Below are 13,622 nucleotides of genomic sequence, written 5' to 3'. Positions count from 1 at the left end.
CGAGGCCCGGACCGTGACGGGCGCCGCGCCCCTGCCCGTACGATGGCGCGGTGCTGGTCAAGTGGACGCACTGCACCGTCATCGACCGTCGAGGATTCGAACGCGGGCAGCGGAAATGGGCGGGGTTGCTCGGTGAGCCGGGATTCCGGGGGCAGGGCGGCGGCTGGAGCAGAACGCGCCCCGGGGTGGCCCACGTCTTCGCGTTCTGGGAGAGCCGCGCGTTCTACGACTCGTTCATGGCGCGCTCCCACGCCCGGCTCGCCGCCGCGCAGTCGGGGACGTTCAGGGACGGCAGGACCAAACTGTTCGACCACCGCTTCGACGTGAAGACCGGCTTCGAGCCGCGTTTCACCGACGCGGACGTGGTGCGGGTCGCCCACAGCAGGGTGCACGAGGAGCGCGTCGAGCACTTCGCCCTCATGCAGGAGAAGGTGTGGAACCCCGCCATGGCCGGCTCGCCCGGCATGGTGCGCGGCCTGTTCGGCGACGCCCCGGGCAACGAGTTCCTGGTGCTCTCCATGTGGCAGTCCGCCGCCGAGCACGGCAAGTACCGGGTGGAGCGCGTGGAGCGGCTGACGCTGCGCGCGCAGACCGCGGCCGACGTGGCCGCCCTGACGGGGGACATCGTCGACCTCGAAGCGTCCTGGACGGTGTGAGGCCCGGTACCGGACCGGCCGCCGTCCGACACGGCCCGGCAGGGCCCCGGAGCGGTACGCCCCACCCGGCGCCCTTAGGGTCGGTGACATGGCACGACCCAGGCGCATCGTCCTCGTACGGCACGGCGAATCGGAGGGCAACGCCGACGACTCGGTGTACGAGCGCGTCCCCGACCACGCCCTCGGACTGACCGCGCGCGGCGAGCGGCAGGCGCAGGAGACCGGTGGCCGGCTGCGGGAGGCGTTCGGCGCGGAGCGGGTGAGCGTGTATGTCTCCCCGTACCGGCGCACCCACCAGACGCTGCGCGCCTTCGGCCTCGACTCCGACCTGGTCAGGGTGCGGGAGGAGCCCCGGCTGCGCGAGCAGGACTGGGGCAACTGGCAGGACCGCGAGGACGTGCAGCGGCAGAAGGCGTACCGGGACGCCTACGGCCACTTCTTCTACCGTTTCGCGCAGGGCGAGTCGGGCGCGGACGTGTACGACCGGGTCGGCGCGTTCCTCGAAAGCCTGCACCGCGGCTTCGAGGAACCCGGCTCCCCGCCGAACGTCCTGATCGTCACGCACGGCCTGACCATGCGGCTGTTCTGCATGCGGTGGTTCCACTGGTCGGTGGCGGAGTTCGAGGCGCTGGCCAACCCGGGCAACGCGGAGGCCAGGACGCTGCTGCTCGGCGACGACGGCAGGTACACCCTGGACCGCCCCTTCGCGAGGTGGCGCGAGCCGGTGCGCTACGACGTCGCCTGACGCCAGGGACCCCCGCGGCACCCGGCGCCGCGGTCGGAGCGCACCGGGCTCCGACCGCTCCGACCAGCCTCTCCCGCAAGCCCGTTGGGCCGCCCCTGCCCGGTCGGCCGAGGCCTCCCGCGCCGTGTGCGCGGGGGCCGCGCGCACGATGTCGGGCCCCCGGCTGTCGCGGGCGGTCGGCGCGGCGTACGCTTGCTGGCGCCATGCCGTACGAAGCACCCACGCACACCGTCGAGCGCTCGCTCCGCGCCACCACGGGCGCGAAGACCGTAGCGGGTATCGACGAGGTCGGCCGTGGTGCCTGGGCGGGCCCCGTCACCGTGTGCGCCGCGGTCACAGGACTGCGCAGGCCGCCCGAGGGGCTCACGGACTCCAAGCTCCTGACCCCCAAGCGGCGGGACGCGCTGGCCGCGGTGCTCGGCGACTGGGTCACGTGTCACGCGCTCGGCCACGCCTCGCCCGAGGAGATCGACGACCTCGGGATGACCGCGGCGCTGCGGCTGGCGGCCGTGCGCGCCCTGGAGGCGCTGCCGGTCGTCCCGGACGCGGTGATCCTCGACGGCAAGCACAACTACTTGGGCGGGCCCTGGCACGTCCGCACGGTCATCAAGGGCGACCAGTCCTGCGTGTCCGTCGCGGCGGCGTCCGTGCTCGCCAAGGTCCGCAGGGACACGATGATGGCCGAACTCGGCGCCACCACCGCCGCGTACGAGCCGTTCGCCTTCGGGGACAACGCCGGCTATCCCTCGCCGGTGCACCGGGCCGCGCTGGAGGAATGGGGGCCGACACCGCACCACCGGGTGTCGTGGTCCTATCTCGACGCGCTGCCCAGGTGGCGTCACCTGAAGAAGATCCGCGTCCCGGTGGACACGGCTGCACCGGGCAGCACAGAAGACGGGGACGGAGTCCAACTCGGTCTCGATTTTTGAAACTTCCGACAAAGCCACCCGTTTTTCTGTGCCTTACGGCCACAGACATGGGTACAGCCCGCTACATGGGCACAAATGTGCCCACCCGCCGGTGCTCGACGGACCGGCGTTTGATAGACATCAACTCATGCCTCTCACCCCCGAGGAGCCTCAGATTCACGAGAGAGCCCAGGGTCCCCGCGCGACGCCGACCGCAGGCCGCGCCGCACCGACCCCCCGTCCCGTACCCGGTCCGCGTCCCGTCCCAGGGCCGCGATCGGCGGCCACCCCGCGGCCTGGGCGACCGGGCCCTGGTCCCGCGAGGCCGGCCGCACCCCCGGCCCAGCGCTCGCACGCGTCCCCAGGGCAGCCCCAGGCGCCCGCGCGGGAGGACGTGGCCGCCAAGCCCCAGATCCAGGTGATCCCCGCCCCCGCGGACGGCGCGCTCGCCGCCGCGGAGGAAGCGGTCGACCTGCTGCTCGACTCGGGCCGCGCGCCCGGCGACGTCCTGGTGCTCACCACGGGTGAGCAGCATCCGTGGGCGACGCACGAGCTCTCCTTCGGCGAGGCGTCCTACTGGGCGCAGCAGGACGCCAGGGAAGACGTGTTCTTCGCCGACGGCTCGGCCGTGGCACGGGCGCAGGCCCGGCCGGTGGTCGTCGTCGCGGTCAACGGCGGGGAGGACACCACCGCCCCCGTGGTGCGGTCGGCACGGGAGCGCGCCACGGCGCTGCTCGTCGTGTGCGGCGACCCGGAGCGGATCAACTCCGTTCTCGGCGCGAGCGTCTGAGCCGTACGTGACCCGGCCTGCCGGTCCCGCAGGGGGACGGCGGCCGGGCCCTCGCGACGGCGGCGCGGGCGGGCCCCTGTCGTGCCCCCGTCCGTGCCCTGTCGGCGCCCGGTATCGCGTACGTGAGCCCGTAGCACCGCGCGGCGGACGTGTCGGGCGGGTGTGGACGCGTCCCTGAGCACGCCTTGTGTCTCCAGGGGCAGGCCAGGACCGGCGCGTGAAGGCGCGTCCTGGAAGGGGCAGAGGACCAGGTCAGCGGGCGGCCGCGCGGCTCATCGCCGCCGCGGCACCGCCGCCCGTACTCGTCGGCACGGGGTCCTGCTCCGCCGCCCATGCGAGGTCGGCGGGCACGGAGTGCGTGTGCGGACGTCGGCCGCCCCGGCCCTCACCGAGGACCTGCCAGCCGACCTCCGTCAGGGTGATGTACGCGCCGCACCGCAGGCCGTGCAGGGTGCAGGCGTCCCGCAGGCCCCACATCCACGCGCCGTCCTCCTCCGTCCACCGCTCGTCGCCCTCGCGGCAGTAGAGCAGCGCGGCGGTCCGCACCGGGGTGCGGCGGCGCAGGTCGTGCGGGATGACGCGGCGCAGGTGCGCGAGGAGCGCGTTGCGGAACTCCCACCCGTCCGCGTGCCCGGCGCGGCGGGCGAACGACGCGCTCGCCACCAGGCGTTCCTCCGGATCGAGCACCGCGACCACCGCCGTGCCGGGGACCGGCCGGTGCCTGCTGTGCAGACCGCCGACCAGCTCGCGGGGACTGCGCAGCAGCGGTATTTTCGCGGCGGCCCACTCCGAGGGCCCGAGCGTCCTCGCCTGGTGGCCGGAGTGCCCGCCGCCCGTGGTGACGGAGGCGGCCGCGGACGAAGCGAATCCGAAGGTCACGGTTCTCCCTTCGCAAACGCGCCCACGCTGCGGGCGGGGTCCAGTAGGAGGCGCACCGCGGAAACCGCCCGGGACACGAGCCGGGACGCGGGAACACGCGGAGGCATGACCAATTCTCACTGCCCGGAGGTGATGCGGCAACGAGCAATTGGGGCAGCTGGCCGGAATGATCCGCTATGTCCGTCATATTCGTCACAGTGGGACGGCGCATCGTGCCGCCCCGCGCGCCGGGGTCACGCCTGGACGGCGAGCACCAGCGGGAACACGCCCTCCGCACCCGCGCCCCGCAGCAGCCGTGCCGCCACCGCGAGGGTCCAGCCGCTCTCCGCGAGGTCGTCCACCAGCAGGACGGGGCCCCCGGCCCCGGCCGTCGCCGCCGACAGGTCCTGAGGCACCGTCAGCGCGCCGTGCAGCCCGCGCACCCGCTGCGCGCCGTTCGTCCTGGACAGGGGCGGCGCCTCCGTGCCGTCCTGGGCGTACGCCACCGAGCCGAGCAGCGGCATCCGGCCGATCTCCGCGATGCCGGCGGCGAGCGAACCCACCAGGCGTGGCCGCGCCCGTGAGACCATCGCCACCACGCCGACCGGCCGCCGTGGCGCGTCCTGCGCGCCCGAGACCCAGCCCCCCGGACCCTTCGCCCAGTCGGCGAGTACCGTCACCACCGCGTCCAGCACATCCCGCGGCACCTCGGTGTCCGGCGCGCCGGGCGCGAGCAGGGGCCGCAGCCGGTTGCCCCAGCCGATGTCGGAGAGCCTGCCGAGCGCACGGCCCGTATACGGCTGTTCGCCCTGCGGAATGCGTCCCCTGAGGTCGACCCCGACCGCGGCAAGGCCCGTGGGCCACATGCGGCGCGGCTCCACCTCCACGCCCGGCCTGCCCAGTTCGCCGCGGGCCGCGTCCAGCGCCGCGCCGGCGACTCTGTCGTCGAAGCGCGGCCCCGCGCAGTTGTCGCAGCGGCCGCAGGGAGCGGCCTCCCCGTCGTCGAGCCGGCGGCGCAGGAACTCCATCCGGCAGCCGTCCGTCGCCGCGTAGTCCCGCATGGCCTGCTGTTCGGCCGCCCGCTGCCCTGCCACCCACGCGTACCGCTCCGTGTCGTACTCCCAGGGGCGGCCCGTCGCCGTCCACCCGCCCTTGACCCGGCGCACCGCGCCGTCCACGTCGAGGACCTTGAGCATCGTCTCCAGCCGGGTCCTTCGCAGCTCCACCAGCGGTTCCAGCGCCGGCAGCGACAGCGGGCGCTCCGACCGCGCCAGCACGTCGAGGGTGCGCCGCACCAGCTCCTCCGGCGGGAAGGCGACCGACGCGAAGTACTGCCAGATCGCCTCGTCCTCCTTGCCGGGCAGCAGCAGCACCTCGGCGTGGTCCACCCCGCGCCCGGCGCGCCCCACCTGCTGGTAGTAGGCGATGGGGGAGGACGGCGAGCCGAGGTGGACCACGAACCCGAGGTCGGGCTTGTCGAAGCCCATGCCGAGCGCCGACGTCGCGACCAGCGCCTTCACCCGGTTCGCCAGCAGGTCGTCCTCCGCCTGCCGGCGCTCCGCGTCCTCGGTGCGGCCGGTGTACGAGGCGACGGGGTGCCCGCGCTGGCGCAGATACGCCGCCACCTCGTCGGCCGCGGCCACCGTGAGCGTGTAGATGATGCCGGAGCCCGGCAGCTCGTCGAGGTGGTCCGCGAGCCAGGCGAGCCGGTGCGCCGCGTCGGGCAGCCGCAGCACGTGCAGGCTGAGGCTCTCCCGGTCGAGCGGGCCGCGCAGCACCAGGGTGCCGGTGCCCGCGCCGGTGCCGAGCTGCTCGGCGACGTCGGCCGTCACCCGGGCGTTGGCCGTCGCGGTCGTGGCGAGCACCGGCACTCCGGCGGGCAGTTCGGCCAGCATGGTCCGCAGCCGCCGGTAGTCCGGGCGGAAGTCGTGGCCCCAGTCGGAGATGCAGTGCGCCTCGTCGACGACGAGCAGGCCGGTGGCCGCGGAGAGCGCGGGCAGCACCTTGTCCCGGAAGTCCGGGTTGTTGAGCCGCTCCGGGCTCACGAGCAGGACGTCGACGGCGCCGGCTGCGACCTCGCCGCGCACGGCGTCCCACTCCTCGGGGTTGGACGAGTTGATGGTCCGTGCCGTGATCCCGGCCCGTGCCGCGGCCTCCACCTGGTTGCGCATGAGGGCGAGCAGCGGTGAGACGATCACGGTGGGTCCGCTGCCGCGTGCGCGCAGCAGGGAGGTGGCCACGAAGTACACGGCCGACTTGCCCCATCCGGTGCGCTGCACGACGAGGGCCCGCTGCTTCTGTGCGACCAGGGCCTCGATCGCGGTCCACTGGTCCTCGCGCAGCCTGGCAGCGCCGGCGGGGTCTCCGACCAGCCTGGCGAGCACGGCATCGGCCTCGGCCCGCAGGGCCGCTCGGTCTGCGTTCGTCATACGCCCATGCAACAGCATCCGGCGCGCCGCCGGCGAACGGCCTGTGGACAACCAGGCGGACGGTCCGATCGGCATACCGATCGGGCGTCTATAGGTATATGAGCTGGCCGGGGCTGTGGACAAGGTTATCCACAGGGGTCGCGGCGGTGGGGGCCGTCGCGAGACGGTCGGGCCATGAGCAAGCACCAGCACACATCAGGCCCGGCGGGCGAGCAGCCGATCACGCTGCGCGGCCCGGCCGAACTCGTCGACGCACTCCCGTACATCCTGGGTTTCAGGCCCACCGACTCCGTCGTGGTCATCACGCTGCACGGAAGGCAGGCCCGGTTCGGCAGCAGGCTCAGGCTCGGCATCCCCGCGGACACCGACGGGTGGAAAGCCGCGGCGGACCACGCCGTCGCCCACGCGGCGGAGGCTGCGGGCCGCCGCCGCGCCGACGGCGTCCTCCTCTTCCTCTGGCGCGACCCCGACACCGCGGCGGGCGAGACCGGCCGGCAGGTCATGGAGCGTCTGCGTCCTCTCGCCGAACTGCTGCGCACCGCCTGCGGGGCGCGCGACCTGCCGGTCATGGAGGCGCTGTGTGTCTCCGGCGGCCGTTTCTGGTCCTACTGCTGCGAGGACCCGCGCTGCTGCCCGCCGGAGGGCGGTGAGGCGATGCTGCCGGGCACCTCGGTGATCGCCGCGCACGCCGCCTACGCGGGGCTGCGGGTGCGCGGCTCGATCGAGGAACTCGAAGCGAGGATCACCCCGCGCTCGCGTACCTGCCCCGAGGCGCAGGCGCGGGCCTTCGACAGGGCGGGCGGCCTCGCCGTGCCGGAGATCCTCGGCGGCGGGCGAGAGGCCGTCGCGGGCCGGACGCTGAGCCTCGCCCGGGACCTGATCCGCCGCCTCGGCACGGTCCAGGGGCCGCCGCCCGCCGCCCCCGGCGCCGAGACCGCGGCGGAGGCAGCGGCCGACGCCCTCGACGACGCCCTCCTCCGGGACTCCGAGGTCGCGGCCGTCGTGGTCGGGCTCCAGGACCGCGACACCCGAGACCGCGCCGCGGCCTGGACGGACGACCCGCAGGCGGGCGCCGCGCTGCGCCTGTGGCGGGCGCTCGCCCGCCGCTGCTCCGGCGTCTACGTCGAGTACGGCGCCGCGCCCCTGACGCTCGCCGGGTGGTACGCCTGGGCCGCGGGCGACGAACCGTCGGCGCGGGCCGCCGTGTCGCGGGCGCTGGCCGTCGACCCCGACTACCAGCTCGCCATCCTGCTGAACGAGGCGTACGACAGGGGCATCGACGCGGCTGCCCTGCGCTCCTGCTTCGACCCGGCGCCCGCCCGGGACCCGGGGCCTGGCGACCCGGACCCGGGCGTCCCGCCGACCGGCGGCTCCCGGCCATGGCGCTTCCCCAGGCCCCGACGCCCGCGATCCCCCGAGCAGATCGTGCGGGACGGCATGACCGCGGCGCGCAGAACCCCGACGGCCGTCAGCCAGATCGAGTGGCGGGTCGGGGAGCCGGACCTGCCCGACCGCACCCCGTCCCCTTCCCCGGCCCCGTCCCGCGCGGAGCGCGCCCCGGCCGATGAGGGCGCGGCGGCCCACGCCCCGGCCCCCGCGCGTCCGTCACCGGAAGCCGCCCCGCCCGCGCCGCCCGCGCGGCCCGTGCTCCCGGGCGGTCGGAACACCGCGCCTCCGGCGACCCCGCCCGTGTTCCCGGATGCCCCGGTCACCCCGGCCCCGGACATCGCGGCCCCGGATATCCCGGACCCGGCCGCCCCCGCCCGTTCCGTCCGGCGCGGACTGCTGCGCAGAACCCGGCCGGGACCGTCCCGGCCGCCTGGCAGGAACGCGCAGGCAGGGCCCGCGAGCCGGGCCCGGGACGGCGCGGCGCGGCGGCTCCCCCGGCTGCGCGGCGGCCCCGACGGCGCGGGAAGCGCGCGATGAGGAGCGTGACCACCCGGCGCCCCCACGCGTTCACTCAGGCGTCGGAGTACGAACCACACCACCACCGTGGCCCGGTGCACAGAAGGCGGACCAGACCACCCATGGCGCTCACCGCTTTTCCTCCCGTACGCGGCGACCTGCCGCGCGCCCCCGTGGGCGGCCCGCCGCCCCTGCACCGCCTGCTGCTCTGCGTCGCGCTGCCCCACCTCGCCGTCAGCGCCGACCACGGCCAGCTCACCGGCACCGGAATCGAGGGCTGCTACCAGGCGGGACGGCGGATGCTCTCCCGTTGCCGGCTGCGCGTCGCCGACCGCGAACCCGTGGCGCTCCAGGGCCGGATGGAGTCGGCGGGCCGGGCGCACTTCCTCGCGGTGGTCAGGACGCCCACCGACGCGGGGCCCGACCCGGAGCTCAGCGTCGAGCGGCTCAGGGACGCCGACGGCACCGAGCGGATCACCGTGCACAACGCGTCCAGGGGGGTGCGGCGCTTCCCCGTCGAGATCGCGCTCGGGACGGACCTGAGCGACCTGCCCGCGATCGCCGCGGGCCGCGCGGGCCCCGAGCTCCCGGCCACGGTGCACGGCGGCGGCCTGCGCTGGACAGCCGACGACGGCGCCGGGGCCGTCGTCACGGCCGAGCCGCCGCCCCACGAGGCGCTGGCCGCGCCCGGCCTGCTGCGCTGGGCGTTCGAACTGCGGCCCGGCGGGTCCCGCACCGTCGAGCTGCGCGTGCGCGCCGACCGCCCGGCGCGGGCTCCCGGCCGGAGCCCCGGGCTGCTGCCGGCCGGGGCCGCGGCAGAGGGCGACGACCACCGGGTGGGCCGGCTGTTCGCCGCGAGCGTCGACGACCTCAGAGCCCTGCTCCAGCGCGGGCCCGGCAGCCCAGCCGACATCTATCCGGCGGCCGGCGTCCCCTGGCGCTGCGGACCGCCGGCGGCCGAGGCGCTCTGGGCGGTCAGGATGGCGCTGCCGCTCGGCACCGGACTCGCCGCGGCGACCCTGCGCGCGGTCTCCCGCGGCCAGGTGCGCGGCAGGGGAGCGGACGCCGGACGCATCCCCGGCCCCCTGCGGGACGCGGGACCGCACCTGCCGCCGAGCTGCACGGGCATCGAGGCGACGCTCGCCTTCCCCGCGGTCCTTGCAGAGGCCAGGCTCTGGGGCCTGCCGGAGCAGGACCTGGAGGAGCTGCTGCCCGCCGCCGAGCGCTGCCTGCGGTGGCTGCGCACGGCCCTCGGTGGCGGCGAGCCGCTGGGCGAGCCCGGCCCCGAGGGGCCGCGGCGCGCCGCCACCCAGGCCCACGCCCACCGGGCGGCACTGCTCGGCGCCGAACTGCTCGCGGCCTGCGGACGGCCGGGCGCCGACGATCTGCGCGCGGACGCGGAGGCGCTGCGGGAGCGGTTCCTGCGGACGTTCTGGATCGACGACCCCTCCGGCGGGCGCCCGGCCGTGGCCCGCACGGCGGACGGCAGGCTGCTGCCCTTCCCCGGGGCCGACCTCGCCCATTTGCTGGACACCGGCCTCACCACCGGGGGCGGCAGGGCCCAGGGGCTGCTTGACGCCCCGCGCCGCGCCCGGGTCGCCGAGCTGCTGACGAGCCCCGCCCTCGACTCGGGCTGGGGGCTGCGCGGCCTCGGCGGCCGCGACCCCGGGCACAACCCCTTCGGCCACCGCGCCGGCGCCGTGCGGGTCCACGAGACGGCGGTGGCGGTCGCGGGCCTGGCCGCCGCGGGGCACGGGACCGAAGCGGGGCTGCTGCTGCGGGGGCTGCTGGACGCGGCGGAGGCGTTCGGGTACCGGCTGCCCGAGATGTACGCGGGGCGGCGGCGGGCCGAGGGCGGGATGCCGGTTCCGCACCCGGCCGCGTGCCGCCCGGCAGCGGTGGCCGCGGCCGCGGGCGTCCACGTGGTCGCGGGCCTCGCGGGCATCAAACCCGACGCGCCGGGCGGGCTCGTCGCGCTGTGCCCCCTGCGGGAGGCGCCGCTCGGCGCGGTCCGGATCACCGGCCTGCGGGTGGCCGGGGAGCCGTTTGCGGTCCGGGTGGGCCGCACGGGGATGGGTGTCGTGGAGGAGGCAGCGGCCCGGCTCCAACTCGGCGTGTAGGCAAGGGCGGAGAGAAACCACCGGCCGCAAGTGCGGGCGCGCGGGCGGTGGGCGCCGTGATCGGCCGGTGTGGGCGAACGGAGTGTTTATCGTCAGGCAGACGACTATGATCGGCGCATGTCGCCCTACGACCCGTCGGCCTTTCTCCCGTTCGCCGTCACCGTCGATCTGGTCGTGCTCACCGTGCGCGGCCAGGGCCTGTGCGCGCTGGCCGTCCGCCGCGGCGAGCCGCCCTTCCAGGGCCGCTGGGCGCTGCCCGGCGGCTTCGTGCGGGGCGACGAGGACCTTGCCCAGGCCGCGGCCCGCGAGCTCGCCGAGGAGACCGGCCTGTGCGTGCAGGACACGGGGGGGGCCGAGGCCGCCCACACGGCTCACCTCGAACAGCTGGCCACGTACGGCGACCCGGGCCGCGATCCCCGGATGCGGGTCGTCAGCGTGGCGCACCTGGCGCTCGCGCCCGACCTGCCGGCGCCGCGCGCGGGGGGCGACGCCCACAGCGCGCGCTGGGCGCCCGTCGAGGACCTCCTCGGCAGGGACGGCGTCGCAGGACCGGGCGGCGAGCCGCCCGTCCCACTGGCGTTCGACCACGCGCGCATCCTCGCGGACGGCGTGGAGCGCGCCCGCTCGAAGATCGAGTACTCCTCGCTCGCCACGGCGTTCTGTCCCCCGGAGTTCACCGTGGGCGAGCTGCGCAGGGTCTACGAGGCGGTGTGGGGCGTGGCGCTCGACCCGCGCAACTTCCACCGCAAGGTCACCGGCACGCCCGGCTTCCTCGTCCCCACCGGCGGCACGACGACCCGTCAGGGCGGCAGGCCCGCCCAGCTGTTCAGGGCCGGAGGCGCGACCGTGCTCAACCCGCCCATGCTCCGCCCGGAGATCTGAGGCCCGCCCCACTCGCGATCCCGTGACCCCGTGTCAGCTGACGGGGGTGCCACCGGCGTCTGGCGGGATCCGAGCCACCTGACGGGAAGCCCCCGGCATCTGGCGGAACCCCGCGGTCCCTGACGGCGCTCGTCACGGAATCCGGCAGGAGCCCCTCGCTCCCGCAGCGCGCGTCCAGCGCCCGTCCGAGACCCGTCCAAGGCCCGTCTGTGGCCCAACGGTCGTCGACCACGGGGCGAGTCCTCCCCGTTCGGTCTAGCCGGCCTCCACCCGGCGGCCCGCCCAGCGCCCGTCCGGGACCCGTCCAGCGCCCGTCCGGGACTCGTCCAGGGCCCGTGGGGCCCGGCGGCCGTCGACCACGGGCGAGCCCCCGGTTTGGTCCAGCCGGCCTCGACCCGGCGCCCGCGCCCACCCGGCGCGCGCTCGCGGCGGGCGCCCCGCGAGGGACACAGCACACTTCTGGTTACGTAGCAAATCGGACATATAGCGTTATCGTGCTGGGGTACTCGCTCTGCCGCGGAGCGGTCTCACCCCCTGCGAGAGATGAACGATGCTCCAGGCCATCGGACTGACCAGTGCCCCCCGTCGCGACCAGCCGCCCGCCGTGGACGACCTCACCTTCGAGGCGAGACCCGGTTCGGTCACCGCGCTCCTCGGCGCCCAGGGCGCCGGCAAGACCACCGCCCTGCGCCTCATGCTCGGCCTCGAACAGGGCCGCGGCGTCGCCTACTTCAGAGGCAGGCCGCTGCACCGCATCGCGCACCCCGCGCGCGAGGTCGGCGTCCTGCTCGGCGACATGCCGGGCCATCCGGGCCGTACGGCCAAGGGGCAGCTGCGCATGCTGTGTGACGCGGCGGGCGTGCCCGCCTCCCGCGCCGACGAACTCCTCGACGTGGTGGGCCTCGGCCCCCTGCGCGATGAGCGCCTCGGCAACCTCTCCCTCGGCATGGACCGCCGCCTCGGGATCGCCGCCGCCCTGCTCGGCGACCCGCACACCCTGCTGCTCGACGCCCCCTCCGCCGACCTCTCGCCCCGCGAGACCAGCTGGCTGCACGGCCTGCTGCGTGCGCACGCGGCCCAGGGCGGCACGGTCCTCTACACCACCGCCGACCCCAAGGAGGCGGCCCGCGCGGCCGACCACGTCGTCACCATCGACGCGGGCCGCCTCGTCGCCGACCAGGACGCCGCCTCCTTCTCCGGCACGAGGCTGCGCCCCCGCGTGGCGATCAGGACCCCGCACGCGGCCCGCCTCGCCGACGCCCTGAGCAAGGAGGCCCGCGCGGGCCGGCGCTCCGTCGAGGTGGTCGCCGACGGCGGCACCCGGCTCACCGTCTACGGCAGCAGCTGCCCGGAGATCGGCGAGACCGCCTTCCGGCACGGCGTGCTCGTCCACCAGCTCGCCGACGAGATCGGGGACAGCGGCCCGGTGCCGGCGGCCCGGCAGGGCGGCGACGACCCGCGGGACGACGAACAGCGGACCACGGCGCGCCTGCCCGTCCAAACGGGCGCGGGCGGCGCCGCCCCGCTGCCGCCCGTGCTGGACGCCCGCCCCACCCGCGGCCCGCTGCGGCCCTTCCGCTACGAGCTGCGCCGGATGTTCGGCGTCAGGACCTCCCCGCTGATCGCCGCGGCCGTGCTGCTCGTCTCGCTCGCCGTCGCCCTGCCGCTCGCGCACGCCGGGACCACCCCGCCCGCCGGGCTGCTCGCCGCCTGGCCCGCCCTGCTTCCGCTGCCGCCCGCCGCCATGGGGGCCGGGCTCATCGGCGCCCTCGCGTACGGGGACGAGTACCGCCACCCCGCGCTCGCGGGCGCCCGCGGCACCGTGCCGAGGCGGCTCGGCCTGCTGCTCGCGAAGCTCGCGGTCACCGGCGCCGTCGCCGTCCTGCTCGCGCTGGTCGCCGCCGCCCTCGACGGGGCCGCGCTGCGGCTGCTCTACGGCGCGGACGCCCTGCCAGGCCCCGGCTCGTGGCCCGCCCTCGGCGCCGGCTGGGCCGGGCTCGCGCTCGGCTGCGCCTGGGCCGGGCTGCTGGGCGCGGGCGTCTTCCGGGTCACCGCCGCGGGCGTCACCTCGGTGATCGCCGTCCCGGTGCTGGTGGTCCCACTTGTGAAGAAGGTGCCGACCGGGCCTTCCGCCCACCCCCTGGCCGGACTTCCGGAGCCCGTGCGCCAACTCGTCAGGCTGGGGCGGCCGCACGAGACGGACAGCTGGCTGATCGGGATGCTGCGCCTGGTGACGCGGCCCGAGGCGACCGCTCTCGGGCTCTCCCTGACCGTCCTGTTCTGCGCGTTCGTGTTCACCGGCCTTCGCCGTAGGGCCCGTTGGTGAGCG

10 protein-coding genes are annotated in these 13,622 nt (G+C 76.0%); 8 read left to right on the top strand and 2 right to left on the bottom strand.

What is annotated here, in order from left to right; genetic code table 11:
• The first annotated feature begins 50 nt into the window (after positions 1-50).
• The 4 genes from ABEA77_RS01625 to ABEA77_RS01610 all read left to right on the top strand — a co-directional run bounded on the left by ABEA77_RS01625 (position 51) and on the right by ABEA77_RS01610 (position 3,099).
• A complete protein-coding gene (locus tag ABEA77_RS01625; RefSeq protein WP_345640101.1) occupies positions 51-656 on the top strand; it encodes a YdbC family protein in 606 nt (201 codons plus the stop codon).
• 88 nt (positions 657-744) lie between these two features.
• Complete coding sequence (locus ABEA77_RS01620) at positions 745-1,401, top strand: histidine phosphatase family protein (RefSeq protein WP_345640099.1); 657 nt, start codon at positions 745-747, stop codon at positions 1,399-1,401.
• 203 nt (positions 1,402-1,604) lie between these two features.
• The gene (locus tag ABEA77_RS01615) at positions 1,605-2,330 is read left to right on the top strand and encodes a ribonuclease HII (protein ID WP_345640097.1); all 726 of its coding nucleotides are present in this window, start codon (positions 1,605-1,607) and stop codon (positions 2,328-2,330) included.
• A 127-nt stretch (positions 2,331-2,457) separates the two neighbouring features.
• Positions 2,458-3,099 carry a hypothetical protein gene (locus tag ABEA77_RS01610; protein WP_345640095.1) on the top strand — a complete coding sequence of 214 codons (642 nt, stop codon included), beginning with the start codon at positions 2,458-2,460 and terminating at the stop codon, positions 3,097-3,099.
• Positions 3,100-3,351: 252 nt separating this feature from the next.
• On the opposite strand, the gene ABEA77_RS01605 is transcribed toward ABEA77_RS01610, so the two are convergent.
• Together ABEA77_RS01605 and ABEA77_RS01600 are read right to left on the bottom strand one after the other, a co-directional pair.
• Positions 3,352-3,978: a hypothetical protein gene (locus ABEA77_RS01605; protein ID WP_345640093.1), complete on the bottom strand. Its 627-nt coding sequence runs from the start codon at positions 3,976-3,978 to the stop codon at positions 3,352-3,354.
• Positions 3,979-4,211: 233 nt separating this feature from the next.
• The gene (locus ABEA77_RS01600; RefSeq protein WP_345640091.1) at positions 4,212-6,386 is read right to left on the bottom strand and encodes a RecQ family ATP-dependent DNA helicase; all 2,175 of its coding nucleotides are present in this window, start codon (positions 6,384-6,386) and stop codon (positions 4,212-4,214) included.
• A gap of 174 nt (positions 6,387-6,560) precedes the next feature.
• Here ABEA77_RS01600 and ABEA77_RS01595 point away from each other — a divergent pair, with 174 nt between their 5' ends.
• From ABEA77_RS01595 to ABEA77_RS01580, 4 genes are all read left to right on the top strand, one after another.
• Positions 6,561-8,312, top strand: a complete 1,752-nt coding sequence (locus ABEA77_RS01595) for a DUF4192 domain-containing protein (protein WP_345640089.1) — start codon at positions 6,561-6,563, stop codon at positions 8,310-8,312.
• Positions 8,313-8,413: 101 nt separating this feature from the next.
• Complete coding sequence (locus ABEA77_RS01590) at positions 8,414-10,411, top strand: glycogen debranching N-terminal domain-containing protein (RefSeq protein WP_345640087.1); 1,998 nt, start codon at positions 8,414-8,416, stop codon at positions 10,409-10,411.
• Positions 10,412-10,528: 117 nt separating this feature from the next.
• A complete protein-coding gene (locus tag ABEA77_RS01585) occupies positions 10,529-11,293 on the top strand; it encodes an NUDIX hydrolase (protein WP_345640086.1) in 765 nt (254 codons plus the stop codon).
• A gap of 550 nt (positions 11,294-11,843) precedes the next feature.
• Positions 11,844-13,619, top strand: a complete 1,776-nt coding sequence (locus ABEA77_RS01580; protein WP_345640084.1) for an ABC transporter ATP-binding protein — start codon at positions 11,844-11,846, stop codon at positions 13,617-13,619.
• Positions 13,620-13,622: the final 3 nt, after the last annotated feature.

The organism is Streptomyces tremellae (assembly GCF_039540215.1).
GTDB classification, from domain to species: Bacteria; Actinomycetota; Actinomycetes; order Streptomycetales; family Streptomycetaceae; genus Streptomyces; species Streptomyces tremellae.
Note: the sequence above shows the minus strand (reverse complement) of the source record. Positions and strands in the feature narration are given on the sequence as shown.